Here is a 17,214-nt window from a genome sequence, read left to right on the forward strand (position 1 = left end):
GGCTTCCTCACTCGATGATGTTGAACTGATCGAAGTAGTCGCTGTTCAGCTCGAGGCCCAGCCCCGGGGTCTCTTCGTCGAGGTCGATGAAGCCGTTCACCGGCTCCGGGTCACCCTTGAAGATGTAGTAGAAGAGCTCGTTGCCGATCTCGACATCGTGCACCGGGAAGTATTCGCTCATCGGGGAGGCCAGTGAGGCCATGGTCAGGTGGTAGTTGTGCATCTGGCCGGCGTGCGGGATGACCGGCACGCTGAAGGACTCGGCGAGGGCGTTGATCTTGCGCGCGGCGGTGATGCCACCGACCCGGTTGGTGTCGTACTGGATGACGGAGACGGCGCGCTTTTCCAGCAGCTGGCGGAAGCCGTAATGGGTGAATTCGTGCTCGCCACCGGAGATGGGAATGCTGGTCAGCTGATTGAGTTCGGCGTAGCCATCGATGTCATCGGCGATCACCGGCTCTTCCAGCCAGCGCGGCTGGAAGCGTTCCAGCTTCGGCAACATGCGCTTGGCGTAGTCCAGGTTCCAGCCCATGTAGCACTCGAGCATCAGGTCGACATCCTCGCCGATGACCTCACGCACAGCGGCCACGCTATCCAGGTTGGCACGCACACCTTCGACCCCATCACGCGGACCGTAGCCGAAGCGCATCTTCATGGCGGTGAAGCCTTGATCCAGATAGGACTGGGCCTCTTCCTGCATGCCCTTGAGGTCGGTGCGGTAGAGCTTGGAGGCGTAGCAGGGAATCTTCTCCTTGGTGCGCCCGCCCAGCAGCTTGAAGACCGGCTTGCCGACCGCCTTGCCCATGATGTCCCAGATGGCGATATCGACGCCGGAGATGGCGGCCATGCCGATGCCCTTGCGGCCCCAGGCGTGGGTGGAGCGGTACATGCGCTGCCATAGGTATTCGTAGTCGAAGGGGTCCTGACCGATGATCAGCGGCGTGAGGTACTGATCGATGATCGCCTTGGCGATGCGCGGCGCCAGCGCCACGTTGCCCAGCCCGACCAGGCCGTTGTCGGTCTCGATCTCCACCACTGTCCAGCCGTGGAAGCGGAAGGTGCCCATCGAGTCGCCCTTGTCCCACAGCTCGTCCATGGCGTTGGAGCAGAAGTGGGCGGTCGGGGGGACGGTGTGGCCTTTCCATTCGAAGACGCGGGTTCTGATGTTGGTGATCTTCATCGAATTATCCTTGTTGTGGATGGCGTTGATTCAGGTTCATGAGCGAGAGGCACAAGCGCATCAGGCAGAAGCGGTCTCGAGGCGCAGCGCACGCAGGTTGGTTCCCATGCGCTTGGCGATCGCGAAGGCATTGCGGGTCGGATTGACGTCTGCCTTGCCCTGCCCCGCGATATCGAAGGCGGTGCCGTGGGCCGGCGTGGTGATGGGGATAGGCAGGCCGCCCTGGACGGTGACGCCGGACTTGAAGCCCAGCAGCTTGATCGCGATCTGCCCCTGGTCGTGGTACATGGTCACGATGGCGTCGTACTCGCCATCGCGCGCCTTGATGAAGATGGTGTCGGCCGGGAAGGGGCCTTCGACCGGGTAGCCCTGTTCATTGCAGCGCGCGACGGCCGGCGCAATGACGTCGATTTCCTCGCGGCCACAGGTGCCACCTTCGCCACCGTGGGGATTGAAGGCAGCGACGGCGATGCGCGGGCGCTCGAAGCCGGCCAGTTTCAGCGAGTTATGAATCAGCTGGCTGGCGGCGATGATGCGCTCCTGGGTGACGTACTCGGCGGCGTCCTTGAGCGGGATGTGCGAGGAGATGCGCGAGGTCCACAGCGTCCCCAGGGTGTTGAACTCGCAGAAATAGCCCTCGACTCCCAGCTTCTCGGCGAAGAAGTGCAGTTCATCCTCATGCCCCAGGCCACCTTTCTTCATCGACAGCTTGTTGAGCGGCGCGAAGCAGATGGCGTCGACTTCCTCGTTCTGGGCCGCTTCCAGGCAGCGAGACAGCACCGCGAGGGTCGAGGCGCCACAGGCGGCGCTTTCCTCGGCCAGCGTCACCTCCTGCTGCGCCACGCTTTCCACCAGCATCAATGACAGGCCTTCATGCTGGCGGGCCTCGGCGAAGCTTGCGACGCGCGGCAGCTGGGTGAAGAGACCTGCCTGGCGTTGGCCCTGCTCCCACAGCCACTGATCGCCGACCAGCACGCTGTGGGTCTCGGCGAATTGCTCTGGTTCCGCGACCAGGCGCGCGATCAGCTCCGGGCCGATACCGGCGGGGTCACCAAGGGTGAGGGCAATGACAGGGCGTGTTGCTGACATGTGAATTCCAGCCTTGTGAGAGTTGGCGTTGTTGTTGGTTTCTTCAATCAATTCGCACTTTATGGTCTGCTGGTTGGTTTACCGGACCAGTTGAGATAAAAATTAGCCGAGCCCACGCTGATCGGTCAAGGTTTTCTCGAAAATTGCGACCATGGTCGGTTTGTGGATGCGTGATATGCGGTTGTCGGTTATGCTGGTATGAAATCTATACCAGTGGAGGCTGCATGAAGCAGACGCCTTTCGCCTTCGAGAAAGCGCTGAAGAATCAGACCAAGAAGGAAATTCTCGCCGACAAGCTCATCGAGATGATCCTGACGGGGCTGCTGCGCGATGGAGATGAGCTGCCCAGCGAGCGTGAGCTGGCGCAGTTGTTTGAAGTGAGTCGTGAGACGGTGCGCGGGGGGCTGGCGCTGTTGACGGGCTATGGCCTCTTGAATGTCTCGCACGGCAGCAAGTCGCGGGTCTGTGCCAGTGAGGCCGTGATCGACAGCTTCCGCAACCATCCCGCGCGTCAGCAGGGCGATGAGCTCAATAACCTGGATATCGAGAGCGTCTTCGAGAGCCGGATCGTGGTGGAATCGGCCATCGCCCGCCGTGCCGCGCGGCATATCGATGAGGTGGGGCTCAAGAAGCTCGACGCCCTGCTGGAAGCCCAGTCACAGCACTTCGACTCGCCGGTGAACTTCCAGCTCTCGGATCAGAACTTCCATCACGTCATCGCCGAATACTCGCGCAACGAGATCCTGATCCGCTATGCCGATGAGCTTTATACCTACGCGCTCAACATTCGCCGCCAGGTCATGGCCGAACACGGCTCGATCAAGCGCAGCTATGAAGAGCATGTGCGTATCGTCGAGGCATTACGTGCCGGTGACCCGGACGCCGCCGAACGCGCCATGCTCTCGCATATCGACAGCGTCTATTACACCACGCGCGACAAGATGCCCCATTGAGAGGGGAGATGAATCACGAGGGGTATGAAACAGAGCGGGGCATGAAACAGAGCGGGGCATGAAACAGAGCGGGGCATGAAACAGAGCGGGGCATGCTGAACGCGATGCCTCAGTATTCCACGCCCGTCATCACCCAGACGATGCGGGTCTCGGTCTCGCCGGGGTTGCGAATCCAGTGGGGTTCTTCCCCGGTCAGCGAGAAGCTGTCGCCCGGGTTGAGCAGGAAGACCTGCTCACCGATGGTCAGCTCCAGCTGGCCACTTTCCACATAGCCCGCTTCTTCACCGCGTCGTTCACGCGGTGTCTCGCCGCCGCTGCCGCCGGGCTGCAGGCGGGTCATGATCAGGATGAGCTGCCCGCTCAGACGCGGTGAGAGCAGTTCTTCCCGCGCGCCGATGGCGCCGAGATTCATGGCGCGACGCTGATCTGCGCGCACGATGTATGCCTGCTCCACCTCCGAGTCACTGCCGCCGGGCTGGAAGAACCAGCTGACGCGCACGCCGAGGGCGTCACTCAGTGTCTGCAATACCCCGATGGGCAATGAGGAGACACCGCGTTCCACCTGGCTCAGATAGCCGACGGACTTGCCGACGCGCTCCGCCAGCTGGCTGAGGGTCAGCTGGCGGGACTTGCGCAGGTCGCGCAGCTGTCTGCCGATACGTCGGTCTTCCTGTTCTGCATTGCTGAGCGTGCTGCCGGTTGATGCCTGTGAGGAGTCTGAGTCCGTGGTCATCCGGTTTCCTCTTGGCAATGGGCGCTGGCGGTCAATGAGTGGCGTTTCATGTGGATGAAAAGCATGCGGCGGTTTTCATCAGCAAGATTATCAGCATGCGGCGGTAAGAGATAAGCCTGTGTCGTTATCAAATCGTCGTGTCGAGTCGGAGATTGATAAGGGCTGGCGATCTTGATGAGGGGTTTGAGATAGCGGCTTCTGAGATAACGCTTGAGACGCAAAAGGCCAGTCATCGCGACTGGCCTTTTGCGTCTGTGCTGCGCGTGACGATCACGCGGCTGGCGTAAAGGCCGGTCGCTGTTTGCGGAAGGCCTGTTTGCGGGTGATCTTGCCCTTCTCGAGGGTGAAGAGATCTACGCTATCGGCCTCGACACGCAGGCCATCCGGCTGGGTCGCCATGAAGGTGCATTCGGAGACGACGCGCTGATCAGCGAAGAAGAACTCGCCCTTGGCCCACTGCACATCGGGCATGGTCGTCCAGGTATTCACGAAGGCGTCGCGCACGGCGGCCTTGCCGACGATACGCGTGCCGTGCGCCTCATCGCCGGACACGGTGTCGAAGACCACATCGTCGGCGAAGTACTCCATGACCTCATCGATGGCGTGGCGATTGAAGGCATCGAACATGGCGGTCATCTGTTCACGATTCATGGTGCGTCTCTCTGGTGCTTGCATGCCGCAAGAGGCATGTCAGTGGGAGGTGCCGCGACGGGATTCGAGAGCGCCGCGGCGTGTCGGTAAGTGATGGCGGTAAGTGATAGGGGCGATCAGTGGCGGAACTCGCACGGCGCGTGTCTCAGCTCACCTTGTCCAGCACCTGGAAATACTTGTAGAGCAGGTGCTGGCCCATGCGCCGGATAGGCCTGAGCGGATGGGCGGGCAGCGGCGAGTTGAAGATCGGCAGATGGACCTCCGGCAGCGACTGCCCGGCGATCAGCGCGGCCAGCTGCCGGGAGGCATAGGCCGAGAACGACACGCCGTTGCCGCTGTAGCCCTGGGAGTAGAAGATCTGCTGCTTGGGGTCCGGCTGCACGATGCGCGGCATCATGTCGTGGGAGATATCCATCCAGCCATGCGAGAACCACGGCGTCTCGATACCGGCAAGCGCGGGAAACTTGCGCGCGATGGCCTCATGCACCACATCCAGATGCCGGGCATTCTGCGCATCCGCGCCACTGATGGCGCTGCGCGTCCCGATCTGCAGGCGCTTCTCGGGCAGCAGACGATAGTAGTGGCGCAGCTTGCGAGTGTCCGTGGCGAAGATGGTGGAATGCAGACCGCAGGCCTCGATCTCCTCGTCGGTCAGGGTGCGCGTCCACACCGAGTTGGCCATGATCGGCATGTTGCGATAGGCGGTCAGCGAGTGAAGATTGGGGCTGGTATAGCCCGCCGTGGCGATGCCCACCGCGCGCGCCTTCACCGTGCCGCCCGGCGTCTGCAGATAGTGGATGCCGTTCTCGGTCGTCCACTGCTGTACCGGGCTGCTGGTGTGGATTCTGGCGCCGTGGCGGCGCGCGATACGCGCATAGCTGTAGGCCAGCTTGAGCGGCTGTACCGCGATGCCTTCGGGCTCGAGCATCGCGCCGTGACTCTCCTGATCGCCCATGAAGTCGCGATGCACTGACGCGCGGTCCAGCGTTCGGGTCCGGTAGCCGAGGATGTTGTTGCACAGGCGCGATTCGGCCTCGAGATGCTGCATGGCCTGCGGGCTATGGGCGATCAGCAGGTTGCCCAGTGGCTGAGGCTCGCAATCCACTTCCGGGTCCTGGGTCAGGGACTTGAAGACCTCGAACCCCTCCAGGCTATTGGCGTGCAGCTGGCGCGCCATGTCGACGCCCCATTTCCTCACCCACTGGCTGCGGCTCAGGCGTCCCCAGGCCAGATGGCCCTGGCCACCATTGCGACTGGTGCAGCCCCAGCCGATCTGGTTGGCCTCCAGCACCACCGCCTTGATGCCATGCTCGCGCGCCAGAAACATCGCCGTGGCAAGGCCGGTGAAACCGGCGCCGATCAGTACCACGTCGGCCTCCATATCGCCAGAGACCGGGCCATCATCCTCGGGAGGCGGGCCGGCGTGGTAGCGCCAGTAGCTCGGCGCATAGTCCACTCCCTCGCCCGGAGAGCTGTCCTTGAGAGGATCGTAATGCGGGTTGTAAGGCTGTTTGACAGTCATCGTGGGTCACCATCCGTCTTGTTGTTGGCGATCGTTGTCATTGGTGATCGTTGTTGTTGGTGATCATTGTCATTGGCGATCAATGGCGGTGCTGGTTCGTGCGCGTTGCGCTCGGGTGGCTTGCCTGCTCGAGTCGACGTGTGCCCGTCATGCCGCTCAGGTCGCGCCCGGGATGGGTTGGCTTCCCGACCCCGGGAGGGCGGGCGACGTAGCCGTGGTACTTGGCGGGGTACTGGGCGTGCTAGCTGGCGTGGCGGGTGTCACAGCGCTGTAGCCTTCCGGCTCAGCGGCTTCGGCAGGCATCGGCTTTATCTGAGGGACCGGCTGCATGGCCGTCGCGGGCTGTTCATGGGTCGCCTTGAGCATGCGATAGACCGAGAACATGTAAGCGATGCTGACGAGGAAGAAGGGCGCGCCGACCACGATCGCCAGGCTCTTGATGGCGTTGAAGCCACCGGCGAGCTGGAAGACGATGCCGGTGACACCGATGATCACGCCCCACAGCAGGCGCATCAGGATCTTCGGATTCTCGTTGCCATTGGAGACCTGCATGGCCGAGAAGAACGAGGCCGAATCCGAGGTGGTGACGGCGAAGACGATGATGTTGAACAGCACCGCGAGGCACAGCCACCAGCCGCCGGGCATGCTCTGCAGCAACAGGTAGATGCCGGATTCCGGATTGCCCTGCACGCTTTCCCACAGCGGCACGATCTGATTGACCTCGGCAAAGCCGGCCGAACCGCCCCAGATGCTGAACCACACGATCGACAGCAGCATCGGCACCACCACCACGCCGAACACGAATTCGCGCAGGGTGCGGCCACGGGAAATGCGTGCGATGAAACCGCCGCAGAAGGGGATGTAGGAGATGTACCAGAGCCAGTAGAAGATCATCCACCAGCCCACCCACTCGCGCTGTTCGAAACTGCCCGCATCGGTCCAGAACTGGTTGACGAACACCGAGCCGAAGTAGTCACCGAACTGCTGGGTGATCATGTTCAGCAGGTACTGCGCCGGGGCGTGACCGAAGGCCAGCAGCGCCAGCAGAATGGCGCCGGCCATGATCATGTTGAGCAGGCTGAGGTACTTGATGCCGCGCTCGATGCCGGTCGCCGCCGATGCCACATAGGCGATGATGATCACCAGCATCACCATGGCCTGACCGAAGGCACCGAACTCAAGCCCGAACAGCACCTTCAAGGCATAGCTGATGGAGGTGACGCCCAGCCCGATCATGGTGGCATTGCCACCGATGGTACCGATCACGCCAAGCCCGTTGGCCAGCTTGCCCCACAGACTGCTGTTGCAGCGCTCCCCCAGCAGGCCGTAGAGGCCGGTGGCGACCGTCAGCGGCTGCCCGAGGCGATAGGCCGGAAAGGCGATGGCCCAGGCGGCCACGGCAAACAGTGCCCAGCCATTCATGCCCCAGTCCATCAGCGTGTTGCGGATTGCGGTCGATACCCCGGCCTGCTGGCCGACTTGATTGAGGTCCTGCACATGCGAGGAGGTATAGAGGTGCGTCAATGGCTCGGCGACGCTGAAGAACACGAAGCCGATGCCAAGCCCGCAACTGAAGATCATCGAGATCCACGCCACATAGCTGAACTCAGGACGTGAATCATCCGGCCCCAGCCGGATGCCGCCGAAGGGGCTGAGCAACAGATAGAAGCTGAAGATCAGCGTCGCGGCGACACCGAGCACGAAGCTCCAGCCGAAATTGAAGATCAGGAAGTCACGTATGCCGGACAACGCCGCACCGGTCTGCTCCGGCGCCGCCAGGGCATAGATCATGATCAGGGTGTAGATGCTGAGGACGGGCCAGAACAGCCCCTTGTCGTAGTCGCCAAGCAGACCGGATGAGCGCGGAACGCTGTTGCTGCCAGCGCGCTCAGCCGCTGCGGGATTGCGTGTTGCTGTCACTGGGGTGCCTCCAGGAAGGGGCCCTGATGCTCCACGCCAGATCTCGTCAGACACCTGACAAGCCGACAGGAATATCGAGAGCAGATTTTATTGTTGTCATGGGAGCGGGGGCTGGGATATCGCCTTCATCGAACCGGCAAGGTCCCCATCCATCGTCAGTGAATGCGCTGCAGCTGATGCAGCATTCGATGAATCTTCTCGCGTCACAAATGAAAATAGACGGCGAGTAAAATCGCGCAAGTGAAATTTTTCAGTATTTTTTCATTTATATGTAAATTGATTGTCTTCCGACATTAACTTCTTGAAATACAGAAGAAATAACGCCGATGCGCAGCTTGGCTCGATGGTGGCAGGCCAGCGAACAGAGGTGGGAGGGGGGTAGAGAGCGGAGAAGGGCAGCAGAGAGCGGAGTAGAGGTAGGAGCAGAGAGGGGGCAGCAGAGAGTGGAGCAAGAAAGCGAAAGGCAGCCAAGGGATAAGCCAATGGCGTGAATCAACAAGGTCAGAATGCTGCGAGCCCCTCATCACTCCCTGATGAGGGGCTCGAGTCTATGGGCTCACACAAGTTGCTTGCGCCTCTCGGGAAGGTCGGTATAGAGTTAATGTGTACTGTATACAATTCTAAGAAGGTGCAGTCATGACAACTGAAAACCCCTCCGTCCCGGAGTTGAACGGGGCATCCCTGTCGGGAATCTTCCTGGCATTCTGCCTATTGATGTCCAGCGTCTTGCTGCTCAAGGTGCCGGTGGCACTGGCGTTGTTCGCTGCCTGGTTCCTGCTGATGCTGTGTGGCTGGATGTTGAAGGTGCCGTATCCCAGCCTGCAGGCGGGCCTGATGAAAGGCATCATGCGTGGCATGGAAGGCGTGCTGATCATTACCTGTGTGGGCGCGGTGGTCGGCTCCTGGATCGCGGGCGGCATCGTGCCGACTGTCATCTATTACGGTCTGAGTCTCGTCCACCCGGGTACCTTCCTGCCCATCGCGTTTCTGGCCTGCGCCTTGACCAGCCTGGTCACAGGTACCTCCTTTGCCTCGGTGGGGACTGTCGGCGTCGCGATGATGGGCGTCGGCGCGGGTTTCGAGATTCCGCTGCCCTATGTGGCAGGAGCCGTGATCTCTGGCGCCTATGTCGGTGACGCCATCTCCCCGCTGTCCGATACCACCATCCTGTCGTCTTCTCTGTGTGATGTCTCCTTGATCGATCACGTGCGCTCCATGGCCTGGGTTGGCTTGCCTGCCGGTGTGCTCGTGCTGGGCGGCTTCTACCTGTTGGGCATGGATTCCGCGGCATCCAGCCAGGCCATGCAGTCCGCTCAGGTGATGTTGAGTGACCTGGATGCCTTGTTCGTGATCAGCCCGATGTTGCTGTTGCCGTTGTTGATCACCCTCGGCCTTCTGATGGCACGCAAGCCCGCCATTCCGGTGATCGCGATAGGGGCCTTTCTCGGTGTGCTGTGTGCCTGGTGGGTGCAGGGCGCAACGCCTCTCGAAGCTGCCATGTCGCTGTATCAGGGCTATTCCCAGACGCTGGAAGGTTCCACGATAGGCGGGATTCTCAGCCGTGGCGGCATCCAGTCCATGTTGCCGGTGGTCGTCATCGTCATCTTCGCGCTCGGACTCGGCGGGCTGATGGAAAGCCTCGGCGTCATCCGTTCGGTGGGCAATCGTCTGTCGCGGATGGTGAAGGGGGACGTCAGCCTTACCCTCATCACCGTGACCTGCGGATTCTTCGGCTCAGTCTTCGGTGGCGCCGCCTATGTCTCGTTGTTCACGGCCTCGGCCATGACTCGCAATCTCTATGAGCAGCAGGATATCGAGCGACGGGTGCTCTCGCGCAATTGCGAGGCCGGCGGCACCTTGTCCTGCCCGATGATTCCCTGGACCAGCGGTGCTGTCTTCATGGCGGCCACCACCGGCGTGGCGACCCTCGATTACCTCCCGTACCTGTTCTATCACTTCGCCTTCATGGCTGGCTGTCTCATCAGCGCCATGACCGGGCTCGTGTTCTGGAAGGGGCGCCGCGCCCTGAATTCCGCACATTCCGTCACAACTTCACCTCTTTCTCAGGAAGCTTGATCATGGCCATGTCCACTATCAGTTCTCAGGCATATGTCTCCGATCCGCGCAACGACGACGTCCTCATCTACGTCAATGGCGAGTTCAAGAAGCGCAACGAAGCGACGGTTTCCATCTTTGACAGTGGCTTCGTGCTCGGGGATGGCATCTGGGAAGGGATGCGTCTCATCAATGGCAAGCTGCTGGCGATTGATGCGCATATGGATCGTCTGTTCGAGGGCGCCAATTCGATCGATCTTGACCTTGGCATGAGCCGCGCCGACATGATCGGCATCATCCGCGAGACGCTGCGCGTCAATGACATGCACGATGGTGTTCATATCCGTCTGATGGTGTCGCGTGGCTTGAAGAGCACGCCCAACCAGGACCCGCGCTTCGTGCTCGAGGGCCCGACGGTTGTCGTCGTGGCGGAATACAAGAAGATCGATGTCGAGCGCAAGCAGAAGGGCATCAAGCTGTTCACCTCGACCTTCCGCTGCAGCACACCGGATGTCTTCGACCTGCGCCTGAATTCCCACAGTCGTCTCAACTTCATCCAGGCATTGATTCAGGCACTGCACGCCGGGGCGGATGAAGCCTTGATGCTGGATAGCCGTGGCTTCGTGGCCAGCTGCAACTCCACCAATTCCTTCATCGTGCGCAAGGGTGAAGTCTGGACCTCCACCGGCCTTTGCAACTTCAATGGTCTGACCCGCAAGGCAGTGATTGACCTGGCGGCCAGCAACGGCCTGGTGGTTCGGGAAAAGGACTTCACTTTGGCTGAAGTGTATAGTGCCGAAGAGGCCTTCGTGACCGGTACCCTGGGCGGTCTGACCCCCGTCGTGTGCATTGATGGTCGCACGATCGGAACAGGGGAAATGGGGCCGGCCTATCGGCAGTTGAATGCCTTCTATGAAGCCTATCTCGAGGAGACGAAGTGACCAGAGGGACTCGCAAGGCATGAACGATTTCAGCAAGCTGCATCGCCCTGACACCCTGTGGTCGGGCGTGGCTGAGCAGATCCAGGACCTCATCGCGTCGGGCACTCTTGTCCCGGGCATGAAGCTCACTGAAGCCTATCTCTCCAAGGCACTCGGCGTCAGCCGGGTGCCGGTACGAGAGGCCTTGCGCCATCTGCTGAGTACGGGGTTGCTGGTCAGTGAGCCCTACAAGGGCGTGCGAGTCCGTCATTTCGATCATGCCCATCTCGCCCAGTTGTACGCCTATCGCGCGGGGCTGGAGAGAATGGCCTTCAATATTCTCTGGCCGATCAAGACCGTGCAGATGACTGACGAGCTGATTCGACGTCAGCACGCCTTGAGCGACGCCATCGGGCGGCGTGACAGTGAAGGCGCCATCATCGCCGAGCTGCATCTGCATGGTTGGTGCCACGAGGTCTCGGGCAATGAATTCCTGCTGGCGGATTGGGAGCGTATACGACCGCATCTGCAGTGTTATTTCGTGCTTCACCAGCGGGCCCATCAGCGGCCCGGCCCATCGCGTGAAGCACACGACCGCTATGTGGCCCTTGCCACCGGTGACTCGCTGCCGGACATGCTCGCGCATATCGATGAGCATATGCACCAGGGCATGAGCAAGGTGCTGGAATTGGTCGAGTAGGCACGCAACGCGTACCACCTATCCCTTCTGGACTGTCCTCTGACGGTCTTTTTCGCCTCTTGGCTCACTCCCGCTGGCAGCACTTTGTCCAGCGGGCAGTGTCTGCACGCTGTCTCTGCTCCATCACACGCAACGCCGTGTGCCAGCGTGAGTTTCGTGGCTGGCCATTGTTTTCCGCGGCTTGGACCCAAGGTCTTGTTCACTGTTTATTCGAATGAGTGAATGCATTGCTCATCCTGACCCGAAAGTTCACCGGAAAAGGAAAGCACCTCCATGGCACTAACCACATCTTCGTCAGCGTCCGTCTCCGAGATCATCGTCGACTCATTGCTTGAGGCCGGCGCCAAGCGTTGCTACGGCATCGTGGGTGACACCATCAACCACTTCACCGACGCCATTCGGCGCTCCGAGATGGAGTGGGTACATGTGCGGCACGAGGAGGTGGCCGGTTTCGCGGCAGGGGGCGAGTCCTTCATCAGTGGCGAGCTTTCCTGTTGTGCCGGTACCTGCGGGCCGGGCAGCACGCACTTTCTGAATGGTCTGATCGAATCACACCGCAATGGCGCGCCGGTGGTGTTCATTGCCTCGCAGATCGATACCGCCGAGATGGGCGTCGGCTTCCCGCAGGATGTCGATCAGAAGGCGCTCTATTCCCAGTACAGCGTGTTCTGCGAGTACCTGACCAATCCCGAGAATGCCCGCCGCATGGTCGCCATTGCGGCGCAGAAGGCACTGGCGGAAGGCGGGGTCGCGGTGCTGATCGTGCCGGGGGATCTGTTCACCCAGAAGCCCAAGGGCTCGCTGCCGTGGCGTGCCCATCGCTTCGCGCCGGTGATTCGTCCCGGCGAGCAGGAGCTGGCTGCCGTGGCCGAGGCACTGAATGCGCCGGGCAAGGTCTCGATCTATGCCGGCATCGGCTGTCAGCACGCGCAGGAGGAAGTGCTGGCGCTGGCACGGCGACTCAAGGCGCCAATCGCCTGGACGTCGCGCGCCAAGGACTTCATCGAGCCCGACAATGAACTCGAAGTCGGCATGACCGGTGTGTTCGGGCTGCAGGGCGGCTACGAGGCCGTCGCGGAATGTGACACCTTGCTGCTGCTCGGTTGCAGCTTCGCCTGGACCCAGTTCTATCCGGACAAGGCGACGGTGATTCAGGTCGATCTGGACCCCGGCAAGATCGGTATTCGCCACCCGGTGGACCTCGGGGTCGTCGGTAGCGTCAAGGACACCTGCGCGGCGCTGCTGACCCGCGTCGACCCGCGTGACGACAGCGCCTGGCTCGACAGCTGTCGCAAGAAGTATCTCGAGGCGCGTGACGATGCCGCCGTCACCTCCGATGACGAGCGCCTCATCCACCCGCAGGAGCTGACGCTGGCGCTGGATCGCCACGCCAGCGAAGACGCCGCCTTCACCGCCGATGGCGGCAGCCCGATGGTGTGGTGCCTGCGTCATATTCGGGCCAACGGCAAGCGCCGCACACTGCCGAGCCTGATGCACGGCACCATGGCCAACGCCTATCCTCAGGCCATCGGCATCCAGAAGGCCTACCCGCAGCGTCAGGTAATCGCCATGTGCGGCGATGGCGGCCTTGCCATGCTGATGGGGGACCTGCTGACCCTCAAGCAGGAGAAGATCCCGCTCAAGATCGTCATCTTCAACAACAGCACGCTGGGCTTCGTCGAGCTCGAGCAGAAGGTCGAGGGCATCCTGGATACCTACACCGAACTCGAGAACCCTGACTTCTCGCTGCTGGCACAGTCCATGGGGCTGTGGGGGCGTCGAGTCGAAGAGAAGCACGAGCTGGATGAGGCGGTGCAGAGCCTGCTGGCCCAGGATGGCCCCGGGGTGCTCGAGGTCAAGGTCAACCGCATGGAGCTGGTGATGCCGCCGCATGTGGAAGCCGGCCAGGTCGCCTCCACCGCGCTCTACTCCGCCAAGGCGGTGCTCAATGGCCGCATGGATGACGTGGTTGACCTGGTGCGCAACAACTTCACCAAGCGCTGAGCACATGACATGAGCCGGTAGCTTGTAAGCTGCTTAGTTGTTTCTGCGCAGCTGACACGAAAGAAGGCCCCGATCCTGTGGATCGGGGCCTTCTTGTGGGTGCGGCTATTGCCCTGTGACTTAGCTCAGCTCATTAAGTAGCTCAGCTCATTACCTAGACCGCTTCGCGGCAAAGAACAGCTCATGGCGTCATTCACTTCCAGACCTGGGAAGCGAAGCCGCGCCAGTAGTCATCCATGTCGCGATAGCTGGTCATGTCATACAGGCTGAACTTGCGATTGAGGCGAGCACCACCATCGCGGGTCAGCGGGTTCCAGGCCAGGCCGACAGTGTCGCGGCTGGAATGCATGAAGAACGCATCCAGCGGCAGCACGATGTAGAGGCCCTTGTCGAAGCTACCCTCGCCGAAGTCGTCGCCGGCATCGGTGAAGGTGGCCCAGGCGCCCATGCGTGCGCCATTGGCGAAGCCGCGTGAGACATCCAGCGTCATGCCGACATCTTCTGCCAGGTAGCGGCCGAAGCTGGCCTTGGCCAACACGTCTTCATAGCCGGTATCCCAGTAGATGCTGGCATGGCCAGTGGTGGTCGAGTAATCGCGCAGGCCGAACTGCTGATCGAACTCGCGCTGCTTGACCCAGTTCACATCGACCCCGTAGGCGAGTGGTGAGCCCAGCGGGCGATAGAGCACCTCTGCGCCGACACCGGCATACATCATCTCCAGAATGCCGCCGTAGGCCATGCCGTACCAATCGCGCCCGAACTGGTGAGTGCGGGTGTACTGCAGGTTGTCGATGCCGACGTCGGTCTCTTCGATATAGCGACCGATATAGGAGCGAACCCTGGGCAGCTTGGAGTCCGAGATGTAATCGAACTTGTCGAAGTTGTCGAACAGGGTCAGCTGTGCCGAACCCGAGAGCCAGCCATGGCGATCGGTACGCCAGGCAGCGGAGCCGCGCAGATAGGCCTGATACAGATAGCCATCCGGGCCGCCGATGTTCTGGTTGAGGCCGGGCGAGAAGCCGGCGCTCCAGCGATCATCAGGATTCTCGAGCAGCACCTTTTCACCGCTGTAGCGGGCCGCGCCTTCGCCATGCTCATCGGACGGCTCGGTGGCTGCCAATGCATAGACGCTGTGGGTATAGCGCAGCTGTTGGCGCGCATCGTGTCCGGCGCTGACGACATCGGCGCGGGAATGCACATCTTCGCGCGTGTCCAGGCCGCCAGAACGCAGGCGGTAATGGAAGCTCTCGAAATAGTCATCCAGCCGGTTGTGCAGCACGCGGTTGGCACGCCCTTCGGCCTGAGCGGTGGAGCGGAAGCGCGTGCTCTCGCCACTGACGATCAGCGCCGTTCCCTCGCGCGAGAGGCTATCGACACGAATGCCCGATTGCGCCTGAATCTCGCGGGAGAGCTCTGGCCAGCTGTCCTGGTTGCGCGTGGGGGCCTCGGCAATCAAGCGCTCCGGCGGGCTATCCAGCTTGGCCTGCGAGAGCCCGGCGAGATCCACCCCGAAGTTGACGCCGAACATCGCAGTATTGCCACGCTCCCAACCGGCCTTGACGGTCAGGTTGTCGGTCACGCTCAGGCGGGCACCCAGGTTGATCGGGCTGTCCTGCTCTTGATCGTTGTCCTGCGGCTCGCTCTGATAGTCATTGCCGTCAAGCTCTGCCATCAACACCAGCGGGTCCCACGGTGTCTGCCATTCCACGCCGCCGAAGATACCGACATCGCCCTTGAACAGGCTGTTGAGGGAGAACTCGCCGCCCTGATCACCGCCGGTCTCGCCAGTGCCTGGGCGGTCGTTGTAGCTGTCACGCACCCAGCCGAGCGGATTGCTGATATCACCGCGTGAACCGAGATAGCCCCAGCCCAGGCCCAGCGTGAAGTCGAGGTCATACCAGCGCTTGCTGGCGACCAGGTACTCACTGCCGAACAGGCTGGTACCGCCCATGTCGCGCAGGCCGACCGCGACTTCGGGCAGATAACGACTCTCTTCCCACAGGCGGAACTTGGCGTCGACACCCTTATCCAGGTAGTCACGGTCGCCGGCGATGGCTTCGCCGTACAGGCGGTTGGTGACTTCCGTGTAGCGGAAGCCGACCTCCAGCCAATCGAGCGGCTGCAGGCTGACGTTATAACGCCGGTAAGGTTCGACCTGGCTATAGGAGAAGTGAATACTGCCCGGTTTCTGCATGCGCGCGGTGGGGGTCTGCATCAGGCCGACGCCGCCGAAATCCGATTGACCATGCCCGAGGCCACTGAGACGCGTCTCGAGCGGCTGCGGACCATCCAGCAGACCGGCGTAGCTCATCGGGGCCAGCAGCACGCCCGCACTGAGCATGGCCAGCTGCCGGATGGCGCGCGTCAAGGGAATGAGCCGGGCACGCGCCGGTGCCATGGAAGAGAAGTGCGAATGATCCATGCTGTCTGCTGCCATCCTTTGCCTGCCTGAGCACGAGGCGTCCTGCTGTGTCATTGTCACGTCGCTCATGGAGTGTCGCCCTGAGGGAGCGAGCCACTATCCGTGTCATCAAGGTCATCGTTGTCATCACGGTGATCACTGTCATTACGGCTATCACGGTCATCACTGTCAGCGTATTGCCGCGCTACCTGCAGATAGTCGCGCTGCTGCGGCTCTCCCGTGATGGCGTCCACGCTGCGGCACTCCTTGCCCGGCCATTGCAGGCTCAACCACTCGGGCAGACTGCGATTGACCCAGGCGGCGGCCGCCGAGATACGCGGCATGTTGACCACGACACGGTCGCCCGGCGCCAGCGTATAGGGCTGGTCATTCCAGGCGCTGATGCCGCGGACGATGATTCTGCCGCCCAGCGTGATGACACTGGCGTGTTCCGAGTCCGCCTGCGCGCCCGGCAGGCCAGCGATGGCGTCGTGCAGCGTCAGGCCGGGGCGCCAGTCCAGCTGACGCACGCCAACGGCACTCCAGAGCTGAATGCGTGTCTCGGCCTGACATTGGCCTATCCAATCACCCGTCGTGAGCGGGATGTCCAGGCGCGGAAAACGCCACAGAGCGATGGGGTCGATCCGCCCGACCTGACGCCCCTCGATCGGCGTGCGGCCGATGATGCGCATCCAGTGCTTGAGCCCTTCAGCCGACAGCCGATCATCAAAGACGGCCTGCGAGCTCAACTGACGCAGCTCGAAGAACAGGCGCCGCCCCAGCTCACGTGTCCTGTCGCGTGTCTGCTGGGTGGCCACGAACGCATGCGGCCACTCGATACCATTGGCATTCGTCAGCACGCCGAGCTGGCGCGATAGCGCCTCACTGATGGTCAGAGTCTGGGCGCTGGCATCCCGGTCTTGGGATGGGCCTTGTGATGCTGCCGGAGTCTCGCTGGCCAGCGCTGCGCCAGGCAACAGGAGTGCACCGCAAGCAGACGCGAGCATCGCGACGCCAAGGGCGGCCTTCAGACGTTCATGCAGATAGCTTTTCACGACACCTCGACGGGCAAGAGACACGACACCT

The 17,214-nt window shown here is 61.7% G+C and carries 14 protein-coding genes; 5 read left to right on the plus strand and 9 right to left on the minus strand.

Annotated features, from left to right (window positions below):
• Positions 1-7: 7 nt before the first annotated feature.
• Together MSG32_RS02930 and MSG32_RS02935 are read right to left on the minus strand one after the other, a co-directional pair.
• On the minus strand, positions 8-1,180 hold the full coding sequence (locus MSG32_RS02930) for an L-rhamnonate dehydratase (protein ID WP_248377480.1): 1,173 nt from the start codon (positions 1,178-1,180) through the stop codon (positions 8-10).
• 60 nt (positions 1,181-1,240) lie between these two features.
• Entirely contained in the window at positions 1,241-2,269 is a 1,029-nt protein-coding gene (locus tag MSG32_RS02935) for a 4-hydroxythreonine-4-phosphate dehydrogenase PdxA (protein WP_248377482.1), read from the minus strand.
• 224 nt (positions 2,270-2,493) lie between these two features.
• On the opposite strand from MSG32_RS02935, the gene MSG32_RS02940 reads away from it, so the two are divergent.
• Positions 2,494-3,222, plus strand: coding sequence for a FadR/GntR family transcriptional regulator (locus MSG32_RS02940; protein WP_054556160.1), 729 nt, complete (start codon positions 2,494-2,496; stop codon positions 3,220-3,222).
• Positions 3,223-3,331: 109 nt separating this feature from the next.
• On the opposite strand, the gene MSG32_RS02945 is transcribed toward MSG32_RS02940, so the two are convergent.
• From MSG32_RS02945 to MSG32_RS02965, 5 genes are all read right to left on the minus strand, one after another.
• Positions 3,332-3,955, minus strand: coding sequence for a cupin domain-containing protein (locus MSG32_RS02945; RefSeq protein WP_248377484.1), 624 nt, complete (start codon positions 3,953-3,955; stop codon positions 3,332-3,334).
• Positions 3,952-4,188 (minus strand): hypothetical protein, encoded by a 237-nt coding sequence (locus tag MSG32_RS02950; RefSeq protein ID WP_248377486.1) that lies wholly within the window; start codon positions 4,186-4,188, stop codon positions 3,952-3,954. Before MSG32_RS02950 ends, MSG32_RS02945 begins: the two co-directional genes overlap by 4 nt.
• 37 nt (positions 4,189-4,225) lie before the next feature.
• Entirely contained in the window at positions 4,226-4,606 is a 381-nt protein-coding gene (locus MSG32_RS02955) for a nuclear transport factor 2 family protein (RefSeq protein ID WP_216060339.1), read from the minus strand.
• A 145-nt stretch (positions 4,607-4,751) separates the two neighbouring features.
• Positions 4,752-6,128, minus strand: a complete 1,377-nt coding sequence (locus tag MSG32_RS02960; RefSeq protein ID WP_248377488.1) for an FAD-binding oxidoreductase — start codon at positions 6,126-6,128, stop codon at positions 4,752-4,754.
• A 156-nt stretch (positions 6,129-6,284) separates the two neighbouring features.
• Positions 6,285-8,048, minus strand: coding sequence for a BCCT family transporter (locus tag MSG32_RS02965; protein ID WP_248377490.1), 1,764 nt, complete (start codon positions 8,046-8,048; stop codon positions 6,285-6,287).
• Between the two features lie 636 nt (positions 8,049-8,684).
• On the opposite strand from MSG32_RS02965, the gene nhaC reads away from it, so the two are divergent.
• From nhaC to MSG32_RS02985, 4 genes are all read left to right on the plus strand, one after another.
• Complete coding sequence (nhaC, locus tag MSG32_RS02970; protein WP_248377504.1) at positions 8,685-10,124, plus strand: Na+/H+ antiporter NhaC; 1,440 nt, start codon at positions 8,685-8,687, stop codon at positions 10,122-10,124.
• Between the two features lie 2 nt (positions 10,125-10,126).
• Positions 10,127-11,044 carry an aminotransferase class IV gene (locus MSG32_RS02975; protein ID WP_248377505.1) on the plus strand — a complete coding sequence of 306 codons (918 nt, stop codon included), beginning with the start codon at positions 10,127-10,129 and terminating at the stop codon, positions 11,042-11,044.
• Positions 11,045-11,063: 19 nt separating this feature from the next.
• Positions 11,064-11,723: a GntR family transcriptional regulator gene (locus tag MSG32_RS02980; RefSeq protein ID WP_176677352.1), complete on the plus strand. Its 660-nt coding sequence runs from the start codon at positions 11,064-11,066 to the stop codon at positions 11,721-11,723.
• Between the two features lie 273 nt (positions 11,724-11,996).
• Positions 11,997-13,727, plus strand: coding sequence for a thiamine pyrophosphate-dependent enzyme (locus MSG32_RS02985; RefSeq protein WP_248377506.1), 1,731 nt, complete (start codon positions 11,997-11,999; stop codon positions 13,725-13,727).
• Between the two features lie 193 nt (positions 13,728-13,920).
• Here MSG32_RS02985 and MSG32_RS02990 read toward each other — a convergent pair whose 3' ends face one another.
• Together MSG32_RS02990 and MSG32_RS02995 are read right to left on the minus strand one after the other, a co-directional pair.
• Positions 13,921-16,149 carry a YjbH domain-containing protein gene (locus tag MSG32_RS02990; RefSeq protein WP_248377507.1) on the minus strand — a complete coding sequence of 743 codons (2,229 nt, stop codon included), beginning with the start codon at positions 16,147-16,149 and terminating at the stop codon, positions 13,921-13,923.
• A gap of 65 nt (positions 16,150-16,214) precedes the next feature.
• A complete protein-coding gene (locus MSG32_RS02995; RefSeq protein WP_248377508.1) occupies positions 16,215-17,183 on the minus strand; it encodes a capsule biosynthesis GfcC family protein in 969 nt (322 codons plus the stop codon).
• Between the last annotated feature and the right edge of the window lie 31 nt (positions 17,184-17,214).

This window comes from Cobetia sp. 1CM21F (assembly GCF_023161745.1).
Classification (GTDB): domain Bacteria; phylum Pseudomonadota; class Gammaproteobacteria; order Pseudomonadales; family Halomonadaceae; genus Cobetia; species Cobetia amphilecti.

What these genes read in the sequence shown, in the direction of transcription:
- MSG32_RS02930 (WP_248377480.1), bottom strand. Translation starts at nt 1,180, where the DNA reads ATGAAGATCACCAACATCAGAACCCGCGTCTTCGAATGGAAAGGCCAC.
- MSG32_RS02935 (WP_248377482.1), bottom strand. Translation starts at nt 2,269, where the DNA reads ATGTCAGCAACACGCCCTGTCATTGCCCTCACCCTTGGTGACCCCGCC.
- MSG32_RS02940 (WP_054556160.1), top strand. Translation starts at nt 2,494, where the DNA reads ATGAAGCAGACGCCTTTCGCCTTCGAGAAAGCGCTGAAGAATCAGACC.
- MSG32_RS02945 (WP_248377484.1), bottom strand. Translation starts at nt 3,955, where the DNA reads ATGACCACGGACTCAGACTCCTCACAGGCATCAACCGGCAGCACGCTC.
- MSG32_RS02950 (WP_248377486.1), bottom strand. Translation starts at nt 4,188, where the DNA reads ATGACTGGCCTTTTGCGTCTCAAGCGTTATCTCAGAAGCCGCTATCTC.
- MSG32_RS02955 (WP_216060339.1), bottom strand. Translation starts at nt 4,606, where the DNA reads ATGAATCGTGAACAGATGACCGCCATGTTCGATGCCTTCAATCGCCAC.
- MSG32_RS02960 (WP_248377488.1), bottom strand. Translation starts at nt 6,128, where the DNA reads ATGACTGTCAAACAGCCTTACAACCCGCATTACGATCCTCTCAAGGAC.
- nhaC (WP_248377504.1), top strand. Translation starts at nt 8,685, where the DNA reads ATGACAACTGAAAACCCCTCCGTCCCGGAGTTGAACGGGGCATCCCTG.
- MSG32_RS02975 (WP_248377505.1), top strand. Translation starts at nt 10,127, where the DNA reads ATGGCCATGTCCACTATCAGTTCTCAGGCATATGTCTCCGATCCGCGC.
- MSG32_RS02980 (WP_176677352.1), top strand. Translation starts at nt 11,064, where the DNA reads ATGAACGATTTCAGCAAGCTGCATCGCCCTGACACCCTGTGGTCGGGC.
- MSG32_RS02985 (WP_248377506.1), top strand. Translation starts at nt 11,997, where the DNA reads ATGGCACTAACCACATCTTCGTCAGCGTCCGTCTCCGAGATCATCGTC.
- MSG32_RS02990 (WP_248377507.1), bottom strand. Translation starts at nt 16,149, where the DNA reads ATGGATCATTCGCACTTCTCTTCCATGGCACCGGCGCGTGCCCGGCTC.